The sequence below is a fragment of the Nostoc sp. DedQUE04 genome, assembly GCF_034530995.1.
Lineage (GTDB): Bacteria > Cyanobacteriota > Cyanobacteriia > Cyanobacteriales > Nostocaceae > Nostoc.
In genome coordinates this window covers 152,555-178,844 of record NZ_JAVRCA010000007.1, presented here as the reverse complement: position 1 = coordinate 178,844, position 26,290 = coordinate 152,555, and the positions used below count along the sequence as shown (strand labels likewise).

Genomic DNA, 26,290 nt, shown 5'->3' with positions numbered 1-26,290 from the left:
GAACTACTGTTGTACCTCAAAATTTATCTCACACTCCTAACCCACTCAGTAATTCCCTGAGCGATCGCTTTTGCCATTTTCTTCTGTTCTTCTGGGTTCACTACCTGCTCAAATTCATCGGGATTACTCATAAAACCCAATTCCAGCAACACCGATGGTGCAGCTGTCGGACGTGTCAGCGCCAAATTATCCCAAAATACACCATAAGAAGGTTTGCCGAGTTTTTTAACAACATAGGTCTGTAAAAATATGGCGAGGTTATGGGCTTGGGGTTGATACCAAAATGCGCCGAATCCCTTAATTTTTTCGGCATCACCATCATCGGGTAGAGAGTTGTGATGTATGGAAATAGCGATCGCAGGTTCTTCTTGACTGATAATTGCCTGACGTTCTACTAGCGAAACTTCCTTGTCGTCCTCCCGTGTCATTACTACCGTTGCTCCTTCCTTCACCAACTCATCGCGCAGCAACTTAGATACCACCAAATTCACATCTTTTTCTAAATATCCAGTTGGGCCACTGGCACCAGATTCTTTACCGCCATGCCCTGGATCTAGTACAATCTTGAAATTAGCTAAAAGCTTGCGTCTTGTGTTCCCGATTTTAGGCGGATGACGCAAAGCCAAAACCAGGGTTGTACCGTCGTATCTCAGCTTATATCCCCACTGTTGAGCTTTTTTGAGGTTAAAGGTGTATTTTACTTGTCCTGGGGCTTCCTGTTGCCAGTCTAGGCGATAAATTAGGGGGTCATCATCCAGGCGAATTATGTCCGTTTGGGCAGTGGTATTGTAGAGAGTGAGAGCGAAAGCACCCTCACTTTGTTGCACGCTCACAGGTACGGGAACTTGCAAGGGGAAAACTATTTCTGTCGCACTAGGGAGTTGACGGTATCCGACACTGCGAATTATTGTTTGTGGCGGAACTGCACCAGGTAGAATGCGGGTTTCTTTACTATTAATCCAAGCGCCATAATCTAGGCGCAACCATTCACCTTCCCTACCTGTAACTGTTGCGCGCGTGCCTTTGGGCAGTGGTGTGAGTCGGGAATAATCGGTGCTAGGGCCAGTACGAGCAACGCCTGACTCTACTGTAACCTCAAAAACTGGCAATTGCGCTCTTGAGAGGATTTCAATCTTACCAGATCCTGGTTGAGTTATCGTCTTGCCGTCAAGTGTCAGTTGAAATTGAGGTTTTCCCAGATCGGCGGCTGTTGCCACCGTAGTGCAACCTTGATAGTTGCCTAGGCTAGACTGGGCATGAGGCTGATTTTGACCTGTCAAAGCTGCCAAATTACTTGGTAGTTGTGCTTGTTGAGGTTGGGGTAAAAGGGCAATAGTTTGATTAGCCAGGGTTACAGAGACATTAGCGTTAGGGGGTGCGATCCCTTCGGGGAGCTTCGCTAACGCACTAAAACAAATTACTTCTCCCGGTAATCTGGCAATGTCAACTGCGGGAGTCAGGGAATCTTTCGCAAAAGCTACCCCCTGTGGTAGTTCAGGGCTAGCGTTAACCCCGATCACCTTAATTTTAAGTTCTTGATTGTGGTAACGCACAGTAAAAAGATTCTCCCCCAACTGCAAGGGGAAACTAGGCGAAAAATGACCAGCTTTGCTGCGGGTAATTGGCTTACTATTGATCAAAACCTGACCATCTGGTGGTGCAGTGCCCAGAAAAAAGATTTTTTGGGCACTTGTCTGGTAGTTTGTCTGGGGAAAAACGACTATAAGAGATGGCTCTGCCAATGCTACCGAGGAGGTGAGAATACAGCCTAATATTACTAATCCTAAGAGGTTTTTCACAGCAAATCACAGAAGATGACACCACAACAACTGTGGCACAATGACGGGATGTATTTTTAGAAGTTGTTAGAAATTCAAACTACTATGACTAAGTTTATCTTTGTTACTGGAGGCGTAGTTTCCAGTATTGGTAAGGGCATTGTAGCAGCAAGTCTAGGGCGTTTGCTCAAGTCGCGCGAATATTCGGTGTCGATTCTCAAACTCGACCCTTATATCAATATCGATCCTGGCACGATGAGTCCCTTTCAGCATGGGGAAGTATTCGTTACCCAAGATGGTGCGGAGACAGATTTAGATTTGGGGCATTACGAACGCTTTACCGATACCTCAATGTCGCGCTTAAATTGTGTGACTACTGGCTCAATTTACCAGGCAGTCATCAATAAAGAACGGCGCGGAGATTACAATGGCGGTACTGTACAGGTAATTCCTCATATTACCAATGAAATTAAAGACCGGATTCTGCGAGTTGCTAAAAGTACAAATCCTTCTGTAGTAATTACAGAAATCGGCGGGACGGTAGGAGATATTGAATCGCTGCCGTTTTTGGAAGCAATTCGCCAGTTCCGTAAAGAGGTGGGGCGGCAGAATGTGCTGTATATGCACGTAACTTTGGTGCCGTGGATTGCCTCTGCGGGTGAAATGAAAACTAAGCCGACACAGCATTCAGTTAAAGAACTCAGATCCATTGGCATTCAACCAGATATTTTAGTTTGTCGCAGCGATCGCCCTTTACCCAAGGGATTAAAGCAGAAATTGTCGGGATTTTGCGATGTACCGGAAGAATGCGTTATCACTTCTCAAGATGCCAAAAGTATCTATGAAGTACCGCTAAATCTAGAACGGGAAGGAATGGCAGAACAAGTGCTGAACTTGCTGCAAATGGAACAACGTAAACCAGATTTGACGCAGTGGCAAACCCTGGTACAACGTTTACATAGTCCCAAGCACGAAGTAGAAATTGCCATTGTTGGTAAATATGTGCAGTTAAGTGATGCCTATCTATCTGTAGTGGAAGCGCTGAACCATGCGGCAATCTCCACTTATGGCAAACTGCGCCTGCGTTGGATAAATTCAGAAGAATTGGAAACTGAACCAGCCGAAAATTATCTTAAAGGTGTCGATGGCATAGTTGTACCAGGAGGTTTCGGGGTTCGCGGAGTCGATGGCAAAATTGCCGCCATTAAATACGCCCGCGATCGCCAAATTCCCTTTTTGGGTTTATGCCTGGGAATGCAATGCTCTGTAATTGAGTGGGCCAGAAACGTAGGGGGATTAACAGATGCTAACAGTGCTGAATTTGACCCTTACACAACCGATCCGGTAATTAATTTATTGCCAGAACAGCAGGAAGTTGTGGATTTAGGGGGTACAATGCGCTTAGGATTATATCCTTGTCGTGTTCTCCCTGATACTTTAGCTTTTAAGCTTTATCAAGAAGATGTGATTTATGAACGACATCGACATCGCTATGAGTTCAACAATGCTTACCGCGATTTGTTGTTAAAGTCTGGCTATGTAATTAGTGGTACTTCTCCTGATGGACGTTTAGTTGAAATTGTGGAATTACCCAAGCATCCATTCTTTCTTGCTTGCCAATTTCATCCAGAATTTCAATCACGCCCCAGTACACCTCATCCTTTATTTAAAGGATTCATTCAAACAGCGATCGCTCTTTCTCTTTCGACATCTAGCACACCAACACCATTGGAGGTGTCATAACAATTCAAAATTCAAAATTCAAAATTCAAAATTAATTGCAACATTAACTTAAGACTTCAGTAGATTTGGATATCCAGGGTGCATCATTCGTAAATTTCGGACTTGAGGAGATGTTGTGGCGTACTGGGTGAAAATCCTTTACGAGAGGAAAGAATATGTAGTAAATTTTGAACGTGTCCATGCTTTTTGTTATGAACTGAATGGCAGAGTTACTTTTTGGCTACCCGATAGTGCCATTCCCATAATAATTAACCCACAAAATAACCTGGAAGATTATCAAAAAATTCTCGATTATTTAGAATGTGTGACAGGATTAGAATTAGAGCGTGCCCACTGGGTGAAAATAATTTACGAAAAAAATGAATATGTCATTAATCTCAACTGCATCAGTTCCTTTTGTCACGAACCGAACGGCAGGATAACTTTTTGGTTGCCAGATGGCACTATTCCTATTATCATCAACCCTGTGAGTAATCCTGAATCTTATGAAAAAGTTGTGAAATACGTTCAAAAAGCAACAGGATATTCTTTGTCTTGAAATTTCTGTATAGCAGAACAAGGTAAAATTAACAATTCAAAATTCACGCATTCAAATATTTTAAAACTTCTGCCTCCTGCCTCATCCCAACTACAAATATTTACGCGATTCTACTTATCGCTTACTGCCATTCATCAAAAATTTGTTTTATCCGCTCAATTGCCGTGTCTGCTGCTTCTTCTGGAGATATTCTATTGACAACTATTCCATTGAGAGCTTTACCCCAAACATTCTCTTCTAAAACTAGGCTGTAAGCAGGGTTTTGGACAATATAAAATGGACGAGTATCTTTAGTTAATGTTTGAGTTGCAGTGGAAAGATGAGGATCTGCTGGATTTGTCCAAAAAGGATCTTTCCAAACAGGCTTCATTACTGGTAGATACCGACCTCCGGTAGCTTTGAGATAGTTTCCTATAATCTCAGGTTTAATTAAATATGCGAGAAAGTCTTTGGCTACCTTTTGGTTTTTAGACTCGGCAAACAAAACTATTTCATTAATCGAGACTAAGAAGCGCATCGGTTTACCATTAGGTTTATTCGGAAATTCTAAGATACCAAGCTTGTGACGATAGGTGTCAGAATCTTGGCGGACAGCAGCAGAAATCGAGAGCGAACTGTTAGGCGTCATAACCACGCCACGATTGAGTAAGCTGCGATTATTGTCTGGATTTAACCAGTTTACTGCGTCTGGTGGTACGTAGCCTTGCTGGAAAAATTTCGCATACCACTCTAAGCTTTTAACAATACCTTGATACACCTTGGGATCGTTGAGCAGAAGTTGACCCTTGGAGTCTAAAATTTGGACATTGTATGCCTCTAAAATCTGTTCAAATAAGTAGTAGGTATCCGTAGAACCAGTGGAGAAAGGAAAGCCTAACCCGTAAATATTCTGTTTTTGCTGTGCGCGCAAATCATCCTGCACTTGTTTCCAAAACTCCCAGAAAGCATCCCAATCTTTAGGGATATCGCTTTGAGTTCGACCTACTTTCTCTAGTAAGTCTCGCCAGTAAAAGATGTGAATTGTTAATTGATTAATTGGGACTGCATAGTAACTCGGTTTTTTATCAACGTTGTTATATAAACGAACTGCTTTCAACACACCTTCAGAATAAATACTTTTGACTGGCTCAATTACATCAGAGACATCTGCCAATTTACCTTCCCAGGCAAGACGTGGATACAGCTCCCTCTCAGCACTGCTATTTATGACGAGATCGGGTGAATTACCTGCCTGAAGTGCCCTTTGAGTCTTTTGTGGCAATTCATCGTTAGTATAGAAAGTAAGTTTAATTTTGTTGCCGCTTTGTTGTTCCCAGTTACTAATGATCTTCTGGAGCGCTTCATCCTCTTCCAAGGTATAACTTTTATCTGACCAAATCTTCAGGACTTTACTGTTAAGAGGAGACTCGGTGACTGAAGATTGGTTAGATTTTAAGATGTTAATGCAGGCAAGAATTATCAAGCTGAGTATTAATGCCACTAGTACGTAGCGATGGCTAGCTCTTATTACCATTATGGTAAAAGTTTGCTTGACTCTTTGCTGATTCTTCAAGCCTTTAGCCATTGGACTGGCTTTGGTTCTGAATAACATGCTCATTTTATGATTTTTGCCAGAAAAACATCTTTACTGCATCTTCTGACATTACATAGCGTTTATTCAAGCTTAAATAGTTGCTTTTCACTCACTTTTCAACATCAGTTAGAATTGCTAAGTAAGTGGGCAAGAATAAATTAAACTATGTTACGTAATGTAAAATTAATTAAATTACCTCGTAGTTAGAGCTTAATTTTTCTTCTAATTTGTAAAGACAGATGTCTCTAGCTGGGGTTGTTTGAACCATAATTTAAAATCTTGAATAGTTTTGCCATGCCAACTTTGCTGCACCTACTATCCCAGCAAAATTGCCTAACTCCGCTGGCAATATCTGTAAACCCTCTCGTGATAAAGGCTGCACTCGCTTCTCAATTTCTGCCTTCACACTTGGTAAGAAAAACTCAAAGCTACCACTGATACCGCCACCAATCACGATCGCTTGTGGTGTGAGTACATAAATCAAACTCGTCAAACCAATTCCCAAATTAGCACCATATTCTTGCCAAAAAGTTAATGCTGCGGCATCTCCTTGTTGGGCAAGAAAACCCAATTCGATGGGTTCCTTGAGAGTGCGGCGGCGAATTGCAGTAGCACAGGCATATTGTTCCAAAGAGCCTCGATTGCCACTATTACAAATTGGGCCATCAGGATTTAAGGAAATTAAACCCAATTCCCCGGCGGCTCCTTGATGTCCAATAAATAGTTTGCCATCAAGGATAATTGCGCCACCAACCCCAGTACCTAAAGTTAGCAGAATCAGATTTTGAAAGTGGCGACCAGCTCCCAGCCAAGCTTCTCCCAAAAGAGCGCAATTAGCATCATTAGCGATCGCAGTTGGTTTGCCAGTTTTAGCTTCTAACCAGTCTGCTAAAGGCACATCGATCCATCCAGGTAAGTTAATAGCGATTTTGGCAATGCGTCCTGTGGCATCGGATGGGCCAGGAGTACCAACACCAATCGCAACAGCTTGATTACCTGGATCGATTTGAGCGATCGCATCTACCAGAACCGCCAACACCGCTTCCGGCGTTGTTGGTTGAGGAGATACCACAGTCAAAGATTGCAGACAAGTACCATCATCTGCAAAACGCCCCAGCTTAATTGCTGTTCCCCCAACATCAATGCCAATTACTTGAATTTTGTCATTTGTCATTTGTCATTTGTCATTTGTAATTGGGTATGAGGCATTGGGCATTGGTAATTGGTGAACAGTTATCACCCATTCCCTATTCCCTATCATCGAGTTCAAAATCAACAATTCGTCAGGGTTTTAGGATTTGGCACGAAAATATTCTAAATTTTCTGTCCTATTGGGTGCGACTCGTAAATTAGCAACAGTCATAGTACGAACACTAGATTGCTCTTGCCAAGCTGTAATTGGCGCACCTCTTAAGATACCAGCAAGAGCAACGGAAAGGATAAACCCGCCAGTAGCGGCAGCAATTAACGTTAGATTATCTTTCATACAAATCTCTGTATTGTTTATTTGTCATTTGTCATTTGTCCTTTGTCATTTGTCTAAAATTAATGACCATTGTACAGACGCGATTAATCGCGTCTCTACTGACCAATGACTATTGTCGGATTCTATTTTCTCTCCGTAATCGGGGATTGACAAATTCATTTAACCCCTCACCAAGTAGTGATAACCCTACCACCATAAATGTCATCGTTAAACCAGGGAAAAGTGTAGTCCACCAAATGCCAGTAGGTAGAGCTTCTAAAGCTTGTTTTAGATCGTGTCCCCATTCTGCCACTTCTTCGGGAAGTCCTAGCCCCAAAAAGCCTAAACCGCCCAACACCAAAATCGCATCAGCGGCGTTGAGCGTGAATAGGACGGGTACGCTTTGAATGACGTTGAAAAACAAATAACGAGAAAGCACAACCCAAGTGGAAGCGCCCATTGCTTGAGCAGCTTCGATGAACACTTCGGTTTTCACGCTAACGGTGTGGTTACGAACAACGCGGTAATATTGGGGGATGTAAGCAATGCTAATAGCGATCGCTGCATTCAATATCCCACGCCCCACCACAAAGGCCAGTGTTACAGACAGCAGTAGCCCCGGTAAGGTGTAGATGCTATCCATAATAAATAGCAGCACTTTATCCAATTTACCGCCGAGATAACCACTCAGCATCCCCAAAGGCACACCGATAATCATACTCAGTGCCGTTGCCAAAATTACCACCTGCAAAGCAGCTTGAGCGCCGAACAATGTCCGGGAGAACACATCATAGCCCAGACGACTAGTACCAAACCAATGTTTAGCTGAGGGTGGCTCGTGAATTGGATTAGAGAGAAAATCTTTGGGGTTTTGCAGCCATCCCCAAGCCTGCAATACGGGAGCGAAAAATGCCAGGAAGATGAAAAATAGGGTAATGGCTAACCCGATGAGCATGAGTCTTTGCGAAAGATTGAGACTTTTGCCAAACTGTAAAAATGTTGGTAGTCGCCGTTTTGTAATGGCCATAAAGCGATCGCCTGGAGCAAAGCTTGATACGCTGACCATTTTACATATTTAGATAGGGGATTGCGTAAACATCTTTAAATAAAAGTCCGACTACTTCACGTGGATACAGATATAGACTGAGTTAGAGGTGAAATTATGCCTGATTTTTGCCAAAGCTTTTAACTACGATTCAGAGTCCTACAATATTCGCGATAATCTTTATCAACGAATCAGTCCTCTTGATGATGCAGCCTTTGATTTTTTTGACACACTTTCAGTATTTTAACTGTGGTCTTAGCTGTTAATACTTAATTAATATGTAGCACAATATTTTTTATTATCTTAGTCATTGTGAAACCTCTTCTACAGACTTACTTAGAACAAGAAATCTGGATACTAGTGAGAGATAAGTGGTATTTCGCCACAATTATCGGAGTTTGGGATGATTTATTGTCCTTTAAACATAGAACTTACAACAAAGATACAGAGGAGGATACTTTCTGGGAAATGGTTGTAAAAATCAGTGAAGTAATTGCTATTGATAAAGTTAGGTCTATTATTAGTAGAAAACCAGAGATGCTTATTTCACGGCTCCTAGAAACCGATCAAAGTACAAGCGATCCTCATCAAGATAATTAATATTAATTAGCTCAATTTAGGAGATAGACTCATTCTTTGCACCTGTATCAAGATGCAAAAAATGAGCAGTAAAGTTGTCGGCTATGACGCAATACAGTTCAAAATGATTCAAAATGAGCAACAAAACCCTGATGTAGAGACGCGATTTATTGCGTCTTAAAATACCAATTATCTACACCAATAACCTATAATCCAAACGTATTGGGCTATGGCAGGTGTTGGATATTGGGAACTGCCCAATACCTACTATCTCAAAGATTACTTTCAATCAACTGGCGATATTCGCTCTTTTGCTTCACGCCTTTGACTTCTTTCACCAGTTCCTTATTTTTGAACAATTGAACTGTTGGCGTTCCTGTCACACCAGCATTTTCAGCAATATCTCGGTCTTTGTCAATGTCAATTTCCACAAAGTGAATTTTGCTGTCAAATTCATCCACCACTTTATTTAAAATTGGCTTCAGGGTATGACAAGGGCCGCAACCAGGAGAGACGTATTTAACAAGGAGTAAGCGATCGCTTTCATGGAACAATTTGCGTAAAGCATAGCCTCCTTCATGGCGTGTCCCATCCAAATTAAATCCAGCTTCTTCCTCAGCTTCAGTCTTTTTGGCTGGCTGATGTTCTAATTCATTATCTTTTGTTTCTGGTTGTTGATGGAATTCTTGAATCAAGCCACTGGATGACAACCAACGTTCTGCCAACATTGCCGCCATACAGCCAGTACCCGCAGCCGTGATTGCTTGCCGAAACTCATGATCTTGTACGTCGCCAGCAGCAAAAACGCCTTCTACACTGGTTTCTACAGAACCAGGCTTAGTGACAACGTAACCTATCTCATCCAGTTCTAATTGTCCTTTAAATAGAGAGGTATTGGGACTGTGACCAACGGCGTAAAATAAACCCTTAGCGTGCAGTTGGCTCTCTTCACCAGTTTTAGTATTGCGGACTTTCACCCCTTCCATGTGACCGTTACCGAAGATATCTACGGCTTCTGTGTTCCAATGCACTTGGATTTTCGGGTTGTTCAAAACGCGGTCTTGCATAGCTTTAGAAGCCCGCATTTTATCGGTGCGTACCAACATATTTACCTTAGAACCGTATTTAGTGAGGTAAATTGACTCTTCTGCCGCCGAGTCGCCAGCACCAATCACAGCCAATTCTGCGCCGTGGAAAATTGGTGTTGCACCATCGCAAATTGCACAAGCGGAAATACCCCGACTCCAAAATTCGTGTTCGTTGGGTAAACCCAAACGCTTTGCTGTTGCACCTGTAGCAATAACGATGCTGTTGGTTTTAATTTCCCTTTCTTGCGATCGCACTGTAAATGGACGCTGACTCAAGTCAACTGAGATAACATCTTCAGTATATAGTTCAGCCCCCCACCGCTCCGCTTGCGCCTTCATTTGATCCATCAGTTCCGGCCCGGTAATTCCTTTAGGAAATCCAGGAAAATTTTCAACTTCCGTCGTTGTCATTAGTTGCCCACCAGGTAAACCCCCAGCTTGGAAACCCTCAAATACAACGGGTTTCAAGTTAGCGCGTCCAGCATAGATGGCGGCTGTGTACCCTGCTGGGCCAGAACCGATAATTACCAAGTTTTCTACAGTTGTGTTAGTCATGAAAATATACGAACTCATAACGACTACGCTTAATATAGCATAATAAACTGTGATTGGCTACGTCAGATGGGAAGCGATCGCAAGTTAGAAAAATCGGGAATACAGAGACAGCGCTTATATGTTGCCGCTTGATGTGTGAGGAGTATTTATGATAGCTATAAGAGTATTTGCTGTCGTGTTATGTCTTTTACTATTACAGACTTAGAGCAGCTACAAACCGAGCATCCAGAATGGCAGATGGAGCTGGTAGAGGGGAAAATCATAGTTATGGGGCCATCAGATTACGAGTCAGAGGAAATTGGCGCTCGTCTAATTACCTTTTTGAATAACTGGGTAATGTCGCGCAAGCTAGGACGTATAACTGGTTCTAGCGCAGGATTTATTCTACCGAATATAGAAGAGGACGACTCGGAAAAAAGAAACTTGCGTGCCCCTGATGTGTCTTTTGTTAAAGCTGAACGATTGAAGAAGACCAAGCGCGACTTTGTAGAGTTGGTTCCAGACTTGATGGTTGAGATTAAATCTAAAAGTGACAGAATCAAACCACTTGAAGAGAAGATTCAGCTATTCTTGCAACTTGGGTCTACAGTCGGTATATTGATTGACCCTGACAAATTGACAGTAACGGTTTATCGAATAAATCAAGATCCAGTGGTGATGCACAATGGCGACATCCTCACACTACCAGACTTGCTGCCAGGTTGGGAACTGGCAATATCAGAACTGTGGCCACCTGAGTTTGAATAAGATACTCTCACAATCGAAGTTGAGAATCTCACCCTTGGTCAACAGCAGAGATTTAGTGATGTTTGTGTCATTTCGGATGCAAGGATTCTGGATCGTGTAATTGTATCTCCTCAAACTTTTTTTCTGGAGGTGATAGGAAAGTGATCGCAGTTGGGTAAGTTACATCTAGAACACCCAAGCACTTCCTACCCCAGGAAAACACTTATGAAAACCGAATTAAAAGCTAAGTTTCTCCAACACATCCTCAACAAAAAGAATGAAAATGAGGGTTTTACACTTATTGAATTACTAGTAGTAATTATCATCATCGGTATTTTGTCTGCGATCGCTCTGCCTTCTTTCTTAAACCAAGCTAACAAAGCCAAGCAGTCAGAAGCTAAAACCTACGTAGGTTCCATGAACCGCGCTCAACAGGCTTTCTACCTAGAACAAAACACATTTGCACAGGCTGGTGAAATTGGGAAATTAGGTCTTGGTATTGCAACAAAAACATCAAATTACCAGTACACAATTGACGGCAGGCCTAGTCAAGTAACTAACCAAGGAGGAGTAATACTTGCGACTGCACCTCTTAAAACTTATATTGGTGCTGTGGGTGTAGCAACGCAAGCTGCTACCAGTGAAGCTACTACTATAGCTATTGTATGTGAAGCTGATAAAGCTAGAGTTAATGGTGGTTCAGATATAGTTACACTCGCAGCAACCGACTTTCCCAGTGGAACACCGACTTGCCCCACTGGCTTTACCAGTTTATCTAAGTAGATATGTGAGTTAGTAGATCAAAATTACTCACCGATAACACTTGATATAGAACTTTAATTGTCATCACGACTTTTATTCAGCTAAATTACGCATTTTCTGAAGTGGGTAGATTCTTCTATCCACTCTATTTCAATTTTGTGATTTATTCACAATTGGATTGCCCATACCTTTTTCTATAAGAATCAAAATGATTACTGATATATATAATTGGCAAGTTCAGGCTAAAGAATACTTCATTCAAGAGAACTATTTGCAAGCAGCCAAATTATACGAGCAAGCAATAGCGATAGAACCAAATACTATCTCCTATTATTGGGATTTAGGACTATTAATGCTACTACAAGGGCAAGAAGCGGAAGCTCAAATGACTTGGATGCTGCCAATGACAGAGGCAGATGAAGAACAGTTACCTATTTGGACAAATCAACTATTTCAAATTTTGCAAATAGAAGCTGAAAGGCGTGAAACACTGGCAGAATATTCTCTAGCTTGGTTAATTCGCCAGCATATGCGGGAAATTAATCCTAGTTATATAAATAATTTGCTTCAAATCCTTATACTTTCTCTCAAGTTAGAAAAAATTGAAGAAATTGATGATTTGAATAAATGGGGATTAATTGAGAGCTTAAAAGTAAAAGAAGATATAGAAATTGATATCGAACTATTGATACAAGTTTTAAAAGAGTTTTTAACTATTATACCCTTAAATCCAGTCAATCTAAATTTGATAGAAGCTAGTCTTCCTTATTTTCATGATACTCATCAATGCTTCTCTATATTGCTTCCCACTGCTATGCGAATTGGTCATACTTTGCGGCAGCCTATGCTAGCAGCATCTATTCTTAGCTTGCATTTACGATTGGAACCAGATAATGTAGAAATTTTGCGGCATTTAGCAACTTTTTATCAAGATGCTCGTAATTATTCTCAAGGGATAGAGATAGCTAGATTGTGTTATTCCTTATCAGAAGGTTTGGCTGACAAAATTTTTGCACTTCATTTGCTGTTAAGAGGTCTAATGTCAGCAGGGGGGTATTGGCAAGAGATATGTACAACTTCTCAAGAATTAGAAACTGTGTTTCAACAGTTTATTAAAGCTGAACGAATTCCTTTAGAAGAAGGAAGAATATTACGGTTGCTTACGCCATCTTTTGCGATACCTCACATTAAAGATGCTCCTGCAGATTTCCGAGCTATTCATAATCAGGTAGCTGAAGTTTTTAACTTTTATATTAAAGCTCTTGCCCAATCAGAAGGAAAAATTTATTGTCATAACAATACCAATAACAAAAAAATATACGGAGCTACGAAAAAATTAAAAATTGGTTATGTATCTTACGCTTTAAGGAATCATTCTGTTGGTTGGCTAGCTCGCTGGTTATTTCAGCATCATGATCGAGATAAATTTGATATTCATACTTACTTTGTTAACTACACATTAGTAAATGACTATCTCCAAGAGTGGTATCTAGGTCAGGCAGGAAAACCTCGTCAATTAGGTATGAATGGTCTAGAGATTGCTGACCAGATATATCAAGACGAAATTGATATTTTAATTGACCTTGATAGCATCACTCTCGATATTACCAGTGAAGTGATGGCACTCAAGCCAGCCCCAATTCAAGTAACTTGGCTGGGATGGGATGCATCAGGTATACCTGCAATTGATTACTTTATCGCAGATCCTTATGTACTGCCAGATGATGCACAAAATTACTATACAGAGAAAATCTGGCGATTACCTCAAACTTACATAGCAGTAGATGGTTTTGAAGTTGGTGTACCAACTCTCCGCCGCGATGACTTGGATATTCCTATGGATGCTGTTGTCTATCTCAGCGCCCAAAGAGGATATAAACGCCATCCAGAAACGACAAAGTGGCAAATGCAAATTATTAAACAAGTAGCTAACAGCTACTTTCTGATTAAGGGACTTGCTGAAGAGGAAACAATTAAACGCTTCTTTTACCAAATTGCCGAAGAAGAAGGTGTAGATTGTTCTCGGTTACGATTTTTACCACAAGTTCATTTAGAGTCGGTTCATCGTGCTAATTTAGGCATTGCTGATATTGTATTAGATACATTTCCCTACAACGGAGCGACAACAACCTTAGAAACATTGTGGATGGGTATCCCTTTAGTGACAAGAGTTGGTGAACAATTTGCAGCGCGTAATAGCTATACCATGATGATGAATGCAGGTATCACAGAAGGTATTGCCTGGACTAATGAAGAGTATATAGAGTGGGGTGTGCGTTTGGGCAATGATGCAGCCTTAAGAGAGCAAATCTCTTGGAAACTTCGCCAATCAAGACAAATAGCACCCTTGTGGAATGGTAAACAATTCACTCGTGAGATGGAAAAAGCTTACGAACAGATGTGGCAAAGGTACATAGAAGCAAAATGACCTTAATAGCAATCCTAATTTAGTTTGTGAGACAAGTAAAACCAAATAACCCTGACTTGTTAAAGAAGTCAGGGTTCTTATGTCTCAGGAATGATTTAGCCTGCTTTAGTTAAATAGATGTAATTTCACAATTTGATGTAATAAAACTATCCAAATCATAGGATAAAAGGTTTTCTACTTTGATCTGTGTCAGTGCTTGTTGATTTTCATGTTCCAAAACAATTCGAGCTTTCAAACGCGGAAGCAAAGCTTGGCACTGAATATCATTCCAATTCTCTACCAACGAAATTTCTAGTTTATCAGGAACATCTATATCATCATTTATCAAAATACTTATGAGCACACTGGATAGAAAAATTTCCGCATCTTCCAGAGAAATATTAGTAATAGCAATTAAGAGAGTGGTGTTTTGGCTAGCCGGATAACTAGTAAGAGCTTTAATTACTCGTTCTAAGTCAAAACCTATTAAGTCTTCTGATTGATGCCAATCTGGGAGAATAATTAAATTAATATCCCTTAAGCGAAAAGTTTCGCTTAGGCTATCTGCAAGATAGTCAATGAAAAGTTTTTGAAATAAGTTTCCTATTTTAGCTGAAAAAGAGCGACTATCCAAAAAACTGGGATTACCCAGCATTTTCTCTTTAATTGCGACGCTTTTTTGTTTACATAATTCTCGGCTATTTCCTAAAGCAACAGCTACTTCAATATAAGCCTCTTCATTGTTGGTAATTAAATCAAATATCTCAAGTTCTCGCAAAAGTGACGCTCCTTTGCGAGAACGAGAAGGTTCTGCTTCCATTACCACGGTTGGTAAGCCCACTTCCAAAGGATCAATGAGTGAAGTCATACCGGAGTAAGGATAAGAATCTAAGTATATATCAGCAATTTTCAAACGTTCTTTAACATCAGCACGATTCGGTGCTGCCTCAAGAATAATCAACCTATCTTCGCTAAGACCATATTTAGCAAAAGTAGTAACTATACGCTTACGGAAAGCAATAGAAGGATAAGAAGATGACCAGTTTGGATTAAATGGATAAAGTAATAGTACAGAATTAGTTACGTTAGCAATTATCTTTGTCCAAGTTTCTTCTTGCTCTGGAATTATCTTGTAGTAATTAGCACCTGAAACATAAACTACAGCAGTTGTAGCAATACCTAAACTGTTTCTGCTAATAGAAGTTGTAGCAAGTATTTTCTCTTCTGTTGCAAAATCGAAACATTGAGGAGGACTATCTAATGTAATTAACTTTTCTGTATAATGTTGTTGAGGATTATCTTCAATTTCAGAAAGTTTACTTGAAAGGTAATAATCTGTATGACGCATTCCTGTTGTTACTGGCGAATTTGCGTCAACTATCTGTATTCGTGCTAGCCGATGTAAAGCAATTAAAGTAATTGCATGTGTAACTGCGGTCACATTAGTAGAAATGAACAAGATATCCAGTTCCGCATCCCGAATGCTTTGCACTTGGTTAGGCAGATCATTTGGTAGCCGAACGAAAGTATCTGCATGACCAGCACAATATCGTTCTAAGCGATGATTACTAGTTTGTAAGGTAAAAATAATAATCTCAAATGAATCTCTATTTAAATTCTTGTACAGTGACAAGCTAGCAAAAGTTTCTGTTTGTGGGCTAAAATGACTTGCAAGTATTCCAAGGCGAATTTTCTGCCGTTCTGGGGAGCGTTCTGGGAAATTATAGTCGATTTGAAAATCAGATTTTTTTAAATAGAATTCTATAATATTAGCGCGTTTTTCGTATATATCCTTTAAATTAAATTTATTAAAATACAATGGAATAAAGTTAGCCTCAATTGTAAACTTATGTCCTACGCTCTGCCAGAACTTAGAATCTGGATTATTAAGAGTATTATTATGTATGTAATCTACAATAATACTTAGATATTCATAATAAATATTTGCTTCTCCTATATCCTGGAAATAAAGAGGAGGTTGTAAGAGAAATTGAAAGTAGTCATTAAGTAGCCAATTAGGAATAAGAGTCAGGTTGTAAGTTAAAGGTAATTGGTAAGGGCGGCAGTACAGCATTACTGCTAGCAAATATTGAATAGCTTTTGGTTGATCAAATCCTTTAGCAAGATGATCTAATATTTCAACCACAAAGTTTTGTTCAGTAATAGTGAATGGTTCATTTTTAATGCCACTATTTAATAGTGCTTGATAAGCTTTACCTAATTTGTTAGAGTATAATCTTTCAAGTAAATTTACTTCTATTGTTAACAAAAATTCGGACAGATGGTTTCTAAAATCAAGCAACTCTTGCAATACAGATATATCTGGATGCTCTATTTTAGATTTTTCAAAGCTAAGTACCCTATCAATAAAATCATTTTTTTCGGTCAATTCCTCAACATATCTTTGAGTAGAATTATCGTCAGATAGATTAATATATATTTGCTGTTGATAATATTGTTTTAAGTTATCTTTAAGTTCTAAATACTTGATTGGTTCACAATTTTGCTTACATGAATATTTCGCTTCTAATGCTCGTTGGTACTGCCCAATCAATATGGTTTCCTGGCATTTAGGAAATATATATTTACTTATTAAGTTTTCACCAAATCCTATAACCAATTCAGAAGCTCCCAAGTATCCCAATGTTATAGAAGCTGAAGACATAGGGGCAATTACCTTTTTTATTGGAAGAAAAGGAATAAATAACTCAATAGGAACTTGGGTAAATTCTGAAACAACAAAGGCTCTGCGTTCTAATTCGCACAGCTTGTTTGTCAGTAATTCCGACTGGTTGTATATTTGCCTGGGATGTCCTTTGACAACTATAGCTTCATCTTCCTGAGTATATGGTAAGACGCAAGACAAATAACATTCTATTTCATCTTGGTAACTCTTAATAAATCCTGCCTCTGTATCATATGATGTTAGGACAAAGGTGATGGAACTACCAAGTTGTTCTACAATTAACGCACAGTAATTGCTAAGTCCTTGGATCTGTTTAGCACTGTCGTATATAACAGACTTAAAAAAATCACCTCCAACAACCTTAATGGGACATTGTTCAAAAGCATGGTCTGCATCCACAGGTACTAACACAGGATATGCCTCATCTATTTGAATAAACTTACCCGATGGATTAATAGGTGGACTGCCATAAAAATTACTCCATAAAGTACTACTAAAATCTAACCAGCCTAATTCTCCGTAACATATTTTACGAGCGCTAGGGTAAGCGTATAAAAATACTTCGTTAATAAATTGCCAATTGCGGAGTACAAATATAACATCAACAGATTGAAGATTGATAACTCTTTTTAATAATTCTGATGCTGATACAAAATCTAAAGAATTATCTTGGCATAAATAATCAAAACCATGTAAAATTATTTTTGATTTAAAATTCCAAACTTTAGATATTTGTAAGCAAACTTCTGTAAGTTTTGGGTCGGCTCTATATCCACCTAATATTAATATATCTTCACAGTCTTTATATTCTCCAGTTGCTTCGAGATAACGAAGGACAGAAAGAGAATATAACATTTGATTGGGACCTTGAACTATAACTAATCTAACTGTTGACATATCTGTTAACACCAAATGTATAAAGAACAAATTTGATTGAAGCCGTATTTATTAGGAAATACAAAGCAACTAAATTATGGCTTTACATAACTGTGCTACTTGATAATCTGCATTGCATTGTTGTTCAAAGAACTGCTTATCTATTTCCCTATGTTCGGTAAAATACAAAAACTCTTGCAGCTTTTCTGGGGTGTTTAAGGGAAGTGTAAACCCCCATTTGTTGGTTATTAACGTGTCATTCACACCCATAACCAAGCTACCTGTTGGTATCCCCATCAAGGCTGCTTCAATTAGAAGAATGGAAGTAATTCCCAAAACAATATCCTGTTGTAACAGTGTGTCTAGTATATTAGAGCTTTCGTCAATCGCAAATGGTAAGCTTGATTTTGCTAGCAAATCAAGTGAACCAGGACACTTACCTTGACGGGGATGAAACCGGATGAGCAATTTTTTTAAATCTTTATAGTCAGTTAATACCTTAATTAAGATACGGAGCATCTCAATTTCATTGGCATTTGGTTGAGAAGCAAAGAGAATATTTTCTGGAAGTTTTAAAATACTTTTTCTGGATTTTTGCCTAGCAATCAGCCAAGCAAAATAGGGCTGTCCCATAATGCGTATTCGTTTTTCTGGTATTCCATCAGCAAGCATTTCTGCGGCACATACTTCATCTATAGCTGTGATGATATCGGGAAAAGTTGGTTCCGTATTAGGATTGTTGAGCGCTTGAAAACGCTGCCGATAATTTGCCCAATAATCTATGACCGCAATACTAGGAATATGCTTTTGCCTCGCCCATAAAATAGCATCACGTTCAAACTCATCATATTGAGATGTTCCTGTTAGCAGAATATCTCCTGTTAATCTGCTAAAAAGAGTTTGGTGTTCCTCAGAAATTGGCGTGCAAGCAACTTCAAGGCGTTGAAATTGACGGATGGCCGGGCCTTTGGCATACGCTTCAACCTGTGTACCCGCTACCCGCAAGGCTGCAACTGTTGCGGCGACAGCATTTGCACCACCTGGGTCGTGAGCGATCGCAATAATCTTCATTCATCTTGCCCTTGGCTTAACTCTTCGGCATGAGCCAGGACTTTAGCCACGGAAGCTATGAAACCATCAACTAAGTCAATACCCCCAGGTATTTGCATAAGAGTTGTAGATAAAAGCGTCTCGCTATATGTCTTTTCAGCTATGGGACAGACACCTGTAGGATGACTGACAATTGTCTTGCCTTCTTGTTGCAGCCTTTGGAAAAGAGGTAGTCTGTATAAGGGACGCACGTAACGCCCCGTCACAGGACATCCTTCTGCTTGAAGTGCTTCCACAAATCTGTCCCGCGACAATCCAGCTTGTTGTGGATCGATCCAGATGGGATATGTATAGTAAACATGGCGATCGCCAGAGTCAACTTTAGTCGTCCGCAATGCTTTAAACTCAGACAACCCTTGGTCTAAAGCTTCAGCAATTTTCAGCCGTGGCTGTGTCAATTCTTCTAAACGTTGGAGTTGAACCTGAGCGATCGCTGCCTGAAGTTCAGTTAAACGGTAATTGTAACCAACAATATCAGTATCTTCATACCAGTTTTCCGCTTCAATTGCATTCTCCCCGTGATTGCGTACCAGTGCCACTCGCCGGGCCAAGCGATCGTCATTAGTGGCTACGATTCCCCCTTCACCACACTGAATCGTTTTGTGACAATTGAGGCTGAAAACCCCCAAATGCCCAATTGTTCCCAACCAACGCCCCTGATGCTGGCCCCCTGGTGCTTGAGCATTGTCCTCAATTAGAATCAAACCGTGTCGATCTGCTAACTTACGTAAGCGCAACAGTTTGGCTGGACCCCCAAACAAATTGACTGCGATAATTGCTTTTGTACGCGGTCCAATAGCAGCTTCAACAGCTTCTGGATCGATGCAGCAAGTGGCCTCCTCTTGATCGACAAAAACAGGAGTACCATTTGCCATAACCACAGCTGTTGCTGTTGCTGACATGGTTTGTGGCGGCACAATTACCTCATCGCCAAACTTCACACCTGCTGCAATCACAGCGGCATGTAAACCACTAGTAGCAGAGTTAACACTCAAAGCGTGACGAACATTAAAGTAGTTAGCCCATTGTTCTTCTAAGGTGCGAACTTGTTTGCCACCCATAAAGTACAGCCCAGCAGCACCGATATAGTCAGATAAAATACCGCTTTTCAATATTTGAATCGCGGCCTCAGTTTCCTGGAAATTAGTACTGATATACCTTGGGAATGGCTCTGGAAAAACTTTGGAACCTCCAAGCAAAGCCGGTTTTTCTCTAGTAATAACCATCAAATTACCTACTTAATTAGAATAGGACTTACGCACTGAAGCCTGAAACCTAGATCCCCCCTAGCCCCCCTTAAAAAGGGGGGAACTTCTAAAGCCCCCTTTTTAAGGGGGTTGGGGGATCTGAGTGCGTAAGTCCTGTAGAAATTTGTTGTTTCTTGCCATTTCAACAACTTGTAAAGCAAGCACACCATCAGAGCCAGAACAGGTTGGTTGTCCGCCCATTTGTGCTAATTGCACAGCTTCGGTGACAGCCCCCAAAATGTGGCCTTTTAAACCAGCTTCACAGATCATCTTTGCTTGACTTAACTCTTGAAAGCCTGACCATTGACTAGGTTGAACTGTCTGCCAAGTGACTTGCTGTCCCCCGGCGCTATACCGCAGCATACCGCCCGTTCCCCAGAGTTCGCCTTCGCCGATTGAATACCCAGTTCCACGTACTGCAATCAAATATGCAGTTAATCCGCTGTTCCAGGATAGTGCAATTGACTCGCCAGCGTCATCTTGAGCAACAGATAATTTTTCCAGACGATATGTACAAGCAACCGATCCGAATAAAGCCAATAACATATCGATCCAATGGGTTCCATTGTGCAATAAACCACCGTTGTAGCGTAAGCAAGCACCAATTGGGGTTCCTAAGCCATCATCTTGGTTCGTTAGATTTTTCAAGGCTTGCAGCATTGGTGTCCAACGACGCGAATAGTTAGTTATCAAAATACAGCCCTGTGCAGAGCAAGCAGCTAGCATCATTTCTGCTTCTGCTGCATTAATTGCAAGGGGTTTTTCGCACAGGATGACACGCGATCGCCAAGCGAGTGCAGCAATAACTCCCTGAGCGTGTAGGTGAGTAGGACTACATACTGATACTACGTCGAGGTGAAGTCCATGTGGTACATCTTTCAGACTGGAGTATACCTGTGCTTCGGAAAAACGTTGCTGAAAATTTCTACAAGCCTCTGGATCTGGATCTACTCCTAATACAACTGTTACGTTAGGGATTTGGGCATACCCTTCGGAATGGCTGAGTGGATCGCCTTGTGGGGAAATACCAAAGCGATGCCCAATTTTTCCCAAACCAATAATACCGACACACACTTTCATGAGTTTAATCTCTCTTAGGAGTCAATCCATCCTTGTTGTTGGGCATAGTGAAGAATGTCTACTGTAGTAAATTGGGGATTCTGAGGATAAAGTGCTTCAAAAATGGCTTTGATGCGATCGTAGTCTTCTTGATAGTCAAGGGTAATACGGAAAAAAGGATTACTTAAACCTGGAGGAGCAATCATATCCAAGCGACGATATAGCTCTGGATGTCGTCGGATGTACCAACCAACATGTTCACGAAAGGGTTTGCTGGAGGCAAAATCAACTGTTTGAGCTAGTGTTTTCCAAGACAGCACCATGAGATCCAGCCCATGAGGATATGAACGTACTTCACAATTAGCAACGTAATCCACATGGGGGTAAGCTGCAAAAAAGGCACAAATGTGCTGGTCAATCACATAAGGGTCAATTAGCGGGCAATCTCCGGTTAAAAGGACACTAACTTCTGCTTGATAGTGTCGCCCAGTTTCCACAACTCGTTCTAATACATTTTCTTCTGAACCACGAAAGTAAGGAATATTGTTTTCACTGCATAAGGATGCGATCGCTTCGTCCTTTTCATTAGTGGTTGTGGCAACTACTACTTCGTCTATATAACGAGCGCGACGGATACGCTCAATCATTAACAACAGCATTGGTTTACCCACTGCTTCCTTGAGGACTTTACCAGGAAGGCGTGAAGAACCCATCCGAGCTTCTATTGTGGCAATGACACGATTCACAGTTTTAGTTACTTCTCCAGTCAAATTTTATATTTATTTATATAGATACAAATCTCTATTAAAATCTGTAACAAAATAAGGCTTAATCTCTGGATTAAAACTGAGTTTGTAATCTCCTCTATTTGGAGAATTAACTCCTACAAAATCAATTTCTTGCAAGTTGCGTTTAAAACACTCTTCAATTAAATCGAGTAGTAACAATGTTGAGCCACCACTTTCTCTGTATTCAGAATTATTCCCAGCAAACATATAATAACCACGCTTACGATCAAAGAGGAATAAAATTGCAGAAATAGGAATTGTATCCAAATAGCATACTTTCAGTATTCCAAATCCTTTGGCTAAAGATTTCTCTGTTATTGCTTTAAGTAAGTAAGATTCTTTTTCTATATGTTCTATTCCTTGTCTAGCCCAAACTTCTCTGTGTAGTTTGTCTAAAATATGAATATTGTCAGACACTTGAATAGATAATTTATTCTTGATAGCTTTCCGCATTTCCTGACGCCTGACAGCGCGGATGCAACTGAGATAAAAGTTAAAGCTATCAAATTTTGTTAATTTTAATATCCCCGTATATCTGAGTTTAACTTCAAACTTTCCTTTTTCAGGTGTATGGTAGTTATACCATTGAAATGGTCGTATATCTTGTAATTGCCATGAATGGGCTAGGGAAATTTTATCAAATTTCTCTATAAGTTTTTCTACGAACCAAGTGACAATAAAAAATTCTTCACAATTGCGTTTGTGATTTGTTTTAGCAAAATTGTCTGCTAGTAACAGTCCTTGATAAGGTGTGAAAGGGAAAGGAGCGGGTAATGGCTTGCAATCTTCAGAAAATAAGATAACAGTACCTGCAACTATTTTGTGTCTAAAATAAACTGTAATAATTTGAAAAGGAACTCCTAATGAATTGAGAAATTCAGTTTTGGCAAAAACAGTTCCTTGAGGAGAATCTTCAACAAAATCATCCCAAATATTTGCTATTTCCTGCCAATTAATTACAAATTCTTTAATATTCATTTACTTGTAAACATAAATACAAACATCACAATGATAGTAATGATGAATTATTGTGGCTTTTCTCGATAGCTGCTGAATACAGAAACTTAAAACTGTCTCTGGTTCATAATAAGCCATCGTTTCTTGTCGAAAATTCACATAAGAGGAAATAAAATTAAATGCTAGACCTTTCTCACATAAAGAGAATGCTTTTTTGATTAAAGTTTGTAGAAAAATATTACCGTTAGGTGTAAAATTATTGAAAACAGCAGAGACTAAAACATAATCATAGGTTTCTTCTAAACTTTCTTGAGTTATATCTAAGCACTCGAATTTCATATCTGGAAATTTTTTACGTGCAATTTGAATAGCTTCAGGGACAATATCGATGCCTGTGTATTGGCAAATAATATTGTGTTCTTGCAAATATTCTGCAAAATAACCGATACTACATCCTATATCTAAAATTCGACATCCATTAAGGTCTCCAATTTTCATAAGTTCTAAATATCTAACAAGAGATTCATCTATAGAACCCCACTGTCCAGAACCAGGTGAGTCACCTTTTGTCCTTACAAGATTCTGATAGTGTTTTCGTAATATCTGCACACTTGTGCTAACTTCACTCATTGACGATTCATCCTTAACTTTTTAATGTTAAACATAAACATATATATAGATAACAACTAAAATTAGCACTATTCTATCTATTAGTGAGCTTTATATTCCTCACTTGCTAATACTAGTTTCCAGGTAAAAGGCGTACCTTTTTTGATATTTTGATTAACTGCTTTACCGATAACAATGTCGAAAAAGCTGGGCGGTAATCCTAAACCTGGGCGTACTGCTTTTAGGTTTTCTGGAGTGAGAATCTCTCCGGCTTTCATATCTTTGGCAACGTAGAGCGATCGCCGATAAAGCAATGATTCTTTTTCAGCCTCAGTGGCTCCATATTTTATACTGCCCAAAGCTTGCCAAGCTCTTTGCGATTCTATTACTAATTGCTGCATCTCTGCTGGTTCCATTGAAAAGGCTGAATCGACTCCACCATCAGCGCGACACAGAGTAAAGTGCTTCTCAATTAATGTAGCTCCTAAAGCAACACTAGCAACAGCAACTCCAATACCCATTGTGTGATCGGATAACCCTACCTGCACATTAAACAACTCACGCATTTGAGGAATAGTTAACAGGTTAGTATTTTCTGGTGTGGCAGGATAGCTACTAGTACATTTGAGTAATATTAAATCTTGACATCCAGCTTCTTGTGCTGTCCGAACAGTTTCATCTAACTCAGAAATTGTTGCCATACCAGTAGAAATAATCATCGGTTTACCTGTGCTGGCAACTTTGCGAATTAGAGGTAAATCGGTATTTTCAAAAGAGGCGATTTTGTAGCAAGGTACATTTAAAGATACGAGAAAATCTACAGAGGTAGCATCAAAAGGAGTGCTAAACCCAATTATTCCTAGTTCCTCGCAACGCTCAAAAATAGGTTTGTGCCATTCCCAAGGTGTGTAAGCCTGCTGATATAGCTGATACAGAGATTTCCCATGCCATAGACTATTAGGGGAATTAATGTAAAAATCACCCTCATTTATGTCTAAGGTCATTGTATCAGCAGTATAAGTCTGAACTTTAATTGCATGTACCCCGGCTTTAGCAGCTGCTTCAACGATATCTAAAGCTCTTTCTAAAGATTGGTTATGATTGCCGGAAATTTCAGCAACTACGAAGGGGAGATGACTAGCACCGATTATTCTATCTGCAATGTTAATTTCTCGCATTTACTCTCTCAATTAATCAAATTTACACTTGTCTATGATTAGAAGGATTGCTTGATGTCCTTGCAGTGTAGTTATTCCCATACTCTGAAAACCCGCTTTGGAAAATGCCTTAACAGATGCCTGATTACTTGGTTTTATGTAGGCATTAATTCTAGTAATATTGTAATCAAAAAATATTTGTTTACAAGCTAATTTAATTAAGCTACTGCCATAACCCTGATTACGAAACGTTGGGTCAATACTCATGGAAACAGTAGCTTCATAATTTTCTATGTCATATCGAATCTGTCCAATAGGTAAATTATTATTGTTAATGGCAATGTAAAAGATACAATTAGGGTTAATCAATTTAGATTTAAACCATTGAATATGATTTTCCCAAAGTATAGACTTTGAAGAAAAAGAAAGCGCACGTACTTCTGGAGCGTTTGACCATTCCCATAACAGCCGACAATCATCTTGCTGCACCGAGCGCAATTGAAAAAAGTTATCTTTTAGATAGCACAAAACTCGACTGCTTCCTTGACCATCCACTAATTCTTGGCTACATCTAGTCATTTTTTCCCGTCTTTCAGCAGTTATTAGTAATTGCGTTACTGCCGCTGCTATTTCAACAGCAGAAACATTCTCATGCCATCCCAAATTGACAACTACTCCCATTGCCTCTAGTTTTTCGGCAATCGCCCGTTGGTTATCTGCCAAAATTACCATTACACTAGGCAAACCCATAAAAGCCAGTTCCCAACAAGTGCTACCACCAGCGGTCACTGCCACATCAGCCCAAGACATAAGATCGGGCATATCCGTTACATTCCTTTTCAAGTGAATAGTAAACCTGGACTCCTGACTAGCCGATCGCAGCTGCTCATAATGCGGATTACTTCCTCCAACTACAACAACTGCTTCTAGCCCTTCTATTTCTACTTGTTGTAATCCTTGAATCACCTTGAGAGTTACATTATCTGGATCTGCACCGCCTAGTGTAACTAGTAACTTCTTAGCTATCAGAGGGAGCGATCGCTGCCATCCCCGCCACTGCCAAAATTCCCGCCGCAAAAGGCTATAGCTTGTACCAAGTAACAGTTTGGTATATGGCTGTCTATTCCTGTATAATCCCTCACAAGCATGAATATTTTGATTTAAAACAATGTCCGCGTGGTACTGTTTTGCGTGTCCATAATCATCAATGAATAAAAGTTTTAGCTCAGATTCCTTGATGATTTCTTGATACTTAGCACCAAAGTGGTAGCCATCTACCACAACCCAATTAGCATCAAAATGGCGTGCCATTTTCGCTATTTCTTCTGCATCTTCAGCACTTCCAATCTCAATCGGCAGGTAGATAACTTCCATTCTTTCTGCCTTTAACCGAGTTATTAAATCTGGTACTTTCGTCGCCATCACAAAAATTACTTGACCACCTGCATCTTGCCAAGCCTGGGCTAAAGCTAGACAACGCATTACATGACCTGTACCTATTTGTGTTGATGCATCTACCCGGATAAATAGCTTCATTTTTGA

The 26,290-nt window shown here is 40.0% G+C and carries 21 protein-coding genes; 6 read left to right on the top strand and 15 right to left on the bottom strand.

Annotated elements, in window-relative coordinates:
* Positions 1 to 23 precede the first annotated feature (23 nt).
* The gene (locus RM049_RS07220; protein WP_322703676.1) at positions 24 to 1,799 is read right to left on the bottom strand and encodes an N-acetylmuramoyl-L-alanine amidase; all 1,776 of its coding nucleotides are present in this window, start codon (positions 1,797 to 1,799) and stop codon (positions 24 to 26) included.
* A gap of 84 nt (positions 1,800 to 1,883) precedes the next feature.
* Here RM049_RS07220 and RM049_RS07215 point away from each other — a divergent pair, with 84 nt between their 5' ends.
* Together RM049_RS07215 and RM049_RS07210 are read left to right on the top strand one after the other, a co-directional pair.
* A complete protein-coding gene (locus RM049_RS07215; protein WP_322703675.1) occupies positions 1,884 to 3,521 on the top strand; it encodes a CTP synthase in 1,638 nt (545 codons plus the stop codon).
* A 115-nt stretch (positions 3,522 to 3,636) separates the two neighbouring features.
* Positions 3,637 to 4,059, top strand: coding sequence for a hypothetical protein (locus RM049_RS07210; protein WP_322670423.1), 423 nt, complete (start codon positions 3,637 to 3,639; stop codon positions 4,057 to 4,059).
* Positions 4,060 to 4,180: 121 nt separating this feature from the next.
* On the opposite strand, the gene RM049_RS07205 is transcribed toward RM049_RS07210, so the two are convergent.
* The 4 genes from RM049_RS07205 to RM049_RS07190 all read right to left on the bottom strand — a co-directional run bounded on the left by RM049_RS07205 (position 4,181) and on the right by RM049_RS07190 (position 8,124).
* Positions 4,181 to 5,656, bottom strand: coding sequence for an ABC transporter substrate-binding protein (locus RM049_RS07205; RefSeq protein ID WP_322703674.1), 1,476 nt, complete (start codon positions 5,654 to 5,656; stop codon positions 4,181 to 4,183).
* A gap of 247 nt (positions 5,657 to 5,903) precedes the next feature.
* Entirely contained in the window at positions 5,904 to 6,806 is a 903-nt protein-coding gene (locus RM049_RS07200) for an ROK family protein (RefSeq protein WP_322703673.1), read from the bottom strand.
* Between the two features lie 117 nt (positions 6,807 to 6,923).
* Entirely contained in the window at positions 6,924 to 7,118 is a 195-nt protein-coding gene (locus RM049_RS07195; RefSeq protein ID WP_322670426.1) for a hypothetical protein, read from the bottom strand.
* A 109-nt stretch (positions 7,119 to 7,227) separates the two neighbouring features.
* A complete protein-coding gene (locus RM049_RS07190; RefSeq protein ID WP_322703703.1) occupies positions 7,228 to 8,124 on the bottom strand; it encodes an ABC transporter permease in 897 nt (298 codons plus the stop codon).
* Positions 8,125 to 8,454: 330 nt separating this feature from the next.
* Here RM049_RS07190 and RM049_RS07185 point away from each other — a divergent pair, with 330 nt between their 5' ends.
* The gene (locus tag RM049_RS07185; RefSeq protein WP_322670427.1) at positions 8,455 to 8,742 is read left to right on the top strand and encodes a hypothetical protein; all 288 of its coding nucleotides are present in this window, start codon (positions 8,455 to 8,457) and stop codon (positions 8,740 to 8,742) included.
* A 251-nt stretch (positions 8,743 to 8,993) separates the two neighbouring features.
* Here RM049_RS07185 and trxB read toward each other — a convergent pair whose 3' ends face one another.
* Positions 8,994 to 10,364: a thioredoxin-disulfide reductase gene (trxB, locus tag RM049_RS07180; RefSeq protein WP_322703672.1), complete on the bottom strand. Its 1,371-nt coding sequence runs from the start codon at positions 10,362 to 10,364 to the stop codon at positions 8,994 to 8,996.
* A gap of 180 nt (positions 10,365 to 10,544) precedes the next feature.
* Here trxB and RM049_RS07175 point away from each other — a divergent pair, with 180 nt between their 5' ends.
* The 3 genes from RM049_RS07175 to RM049_RS07165 all read left to right on the top strand — a co-directional run bounded on the left by RM049_RS07175 (position 10,545) and on the right by RM049_RS07165 (position 14,280).
* Positions 10,545 to 11,111, top strand: coding sequence for a Uma2 family endonuclease (locus RM049_RS07175; protein WP_322670429.1), 567 nt, complete (start codon positions 10,545 to 10,547; stop codon positions 11,109 to 11,111).
* 204 nt (positions 11,112 to 11,315) lie between these two features.
* Complete coding sequence (locus RM049_RS07170) at positions 11,316 to 11,873, top strand: type IV pilin-like G/H family protein (RefSeq protein WP_322670430.1); 558 nt, start codon at positions 11,316 to 11,318, stop codon at positions 11,871 to 11,873.
* A gap of 187 nt (positions 11,874 to 12,060) precedes the next feature.
* On the top strand, positions 12,061 to 14,280 hold the full coding sequence (locus RM049_RS07165; RefSeq protein ID WP_322703671.1) for a tetratricopeptide repeat protein: 2,220 nt from the start codon (positions 12,061 to 12,063) through the stop codon (positions 14,278 to 14,280).
* Positions 14,281 to 14,389: 109 nt separating this feature from the next.
* Here the strand turns inward: RM049_RS07165 and RM049_RS07160 are convergent, their stop codons facing one another.
* The 9 genes from RM049_RS07160 to pseG all read right to left on the bottom strand — a co-directional run bounded on the left by RM049_RS07160 (position 14,390) and on the right by pseG (position 26,284).
* Complete coding sequence (locus RM049_RS07160) at positions 14,390 to 17,842, bottom strand: hypothetical protein (RefSeq protein WP_322703670.1); 3,453 nt, start codon at positions 17,840 to 17,842, stop codon at positions 14,390 to 14,392.
* Between the two features lie 69 nt (positions 17,843 to 17,911).
* The gene (locus tag RM049_RS07155; protein WP_322703669.1) at positions 17,912 to 18,892 is read right to left on the bottom strand and encodes a hypothetical protein; all 981 of its coding nucleotides are present in this window, start codon (positions 18,890 to 18,892) and stop codon (positions 17,912 to 17,914) included.
* A complete protein-coding gene (locus RM049_RS07150) occupies positions 18,889 to 20,157 on the bottom strand; it encodes a DegT/DnrJ/EryC1/StrS family aminotransferase (protein ID WP_322703668.1) in 1,269 nt (422 codons plus the stop codon). The genes RM049_RS07155 and RM049_RS07150 overlap by 4 nt, the downstream gene beginning before the upstream one ends.
* Positions 20,158 to 20,259: 102 nt before the next feature.
* Positions 20,260 to 21,258 (bottom strand): Gfo/Idh/MocA family oxidoreductase, encoded by a 999-nt coding sequence (locus tag RM049_RS07145; protein ID WP_322703667.1) that lies wholly within the window; start codon positions 21,256 to 21,258, stop codon positions 20,260 to 20,262.
* Positions 21,259 to 21,272: 14 nt separating this feature from the next.
* Complete coding sequence (locus tag RM049_RS07140) at positions 21,273 to 21,983, bottom strand: glycosyltransferase family protein (RefSeq protein ID WP_322670436.1); 711 nt, start codon at positions 21,981 to 21,983, stop codon at positions 21,273 to 21,275.
* A 33-nt stretch (positions 21,984 to 22,016) separates the two neighbouring features.
* Positions 22,017 to 23,003, bottom strand: coding sequence for a GNAT family N-acetyltransferase (locus RM049_RS07135; protein WP_322703666.1), 987 nt, complete (start codon positions 23,001 to 23,003; stop codon positions 22,017 to 22,019).
* Positions 23,004 to 23,612, bottom strand: a complete 609-nt coding sequence (locus RM049_RS07130; RefSeq protein ID WP_322670438.1) for a class I SAM-dependent methyltransferase — start codon at positions 23,610 to 23,612, stop codon at positions 23,004 to 23,006.
* Positions 23,613 to 23,692: 80 nt separating this feature from the next.
* Positions 23,693 to 24,769, bottom strand: a complete 1,077-nt coding sequence (pseI, locus tag RM049_RS07125) for a pseudaminic acid synthase (RefSeq protein ID WP_322703665.1) — start codon at positions 24,767 to 24,769, stop codon at positions 23,693 to 23,695.
* Positions 24,770 to 24,781: 12 nt separating this feature from the next.
* The gene (gene pseG / locus RM049_RS07120) at positions 24,782 to 26,284 is read right to left on the bottom strand and encodes a UDP-2,4-diacetamido-2,4,6-trideoxy-beta-L-altropyranose hydrolase (protein ID WP_322703664.1); all 1,503 of its coding nucleotides are present in this window, start codon (positions 26,282 to 26,284) and stop codon (positions 24,782 to 24,784) included.
* Positions 26,285 to 26,290: the final 6 nt, after the last annotated feature.

Coding starts and splice junctions, on each gene's coding strand:
- RM049_RS07215 (WP_322703675.1), top strand. CDS start 1,884: ATGACTAAGTTTATCTTTGTTACTGGAGGCGTAGTTTCCAGTATTGGT.
- RM049_RS07205 (WP_322703674.1), bottom strand. CDS start 5,656: ATGAGCATGTTATTCAGAACCAAAGCCAGTCCAATGGCTAAAGGCTTG.
- RM049_RS07200 (WP_322703673.1), bottom strand. CDS start 6,806: ATGACAAATGACAAAATTCAAGTAATTGGCATTGATGTTGGGGGAACA.
- RM049_RS07195 (WP_322670426.1), bottom strand. CDS start 7,118: ATGAAAGATAATCTAACGTTAATTGCTGCCGCTACTGGCGGGTTTATC.
- RM049_RS07190 (WP_322703703.1), bottom strand. CDS start 8,124: ATGGCCATTACAAAACGGCGACTACCAACATTTTTACAGTTTGGCAAA.
- trxB (WP_322703672.1), bottom strand. CDS start 10,364: ATGACTAACACAACTGTAGAAAACTTGGTAATTATCGGTTCTGGCCCA.
- RM049_RS07175 (WP_322670429.1), top strand. CDS start 10,545: ATGTCTTTTACTATTACAGACTTAGAGCAGCTACAAACCGAGCATCCA.
- RM049_RS07170 (WP_322670430.1), top strand. CDS start 11,316: ATGAAAACCGAATTAAAAGCTAAGTTTCTCCAACACATCCTCAACAAA.
- RM049_RS07165 (WP_322703671.1), top strand. CDS start 12,061: ATGATTACTGATATATATAATTGGCAAGTTCAGGCTAAAGAATACTTC.
- RM049_RS07160 (WP_322703670.1), bottom strand. CDS start 17,842: ATGTCAACAGTTAGATTAGTTATAGTTCAAGGTCCCAATCAAATGTTA.
- RM049_RS07155 (WP_322703669.1), bottom strand. CDS start 18,892: ATGAAGATTATTGCGATCGCTCACGACCCAGGTGGTGCAAATGCTGTC.
- RM049_RS07150 (WP_322703668.1), bottom strand. CDS start 20,157: ATGGTTATTACTAGAGAAAAACCGGCTTTGCTTGGAGGTTCCAAAGTT.
- RM049_RS07145 (WP_322703667.1), bottom strand. CDS start 21,258: ATGAAAGTGTGTGTCGGTATTATTGGTTTGGGAAAAATTGGGCATCGC.
- RM049_RS07135 (WP_322703666.1), bottom strand. CDS start 23,003: ATGAATATTAAAGAATTTGTAATTAATTGGCAGGAAATAGCAAATATT.
- RM049_RS07130 (WP_322670438.1), bottom strand. CDS start 23,612: ATGAGTGAAGTTAGCACAAGTGTGCAGATATTACGAAAACACTATCAG.
- pseI (WP_322703665.1), bottom strand. CDS start 24,769: ATGCGAGAAATTAACATTGCAGATAGAATAATCGGTGCTAGTCATCTC.
- pseG (WP_322703664.1), bottom strand. CDS start 26,284: ATGAAGCTATTTATCCGGGTAGATGCATCAACACAAATAGGTACAGGT.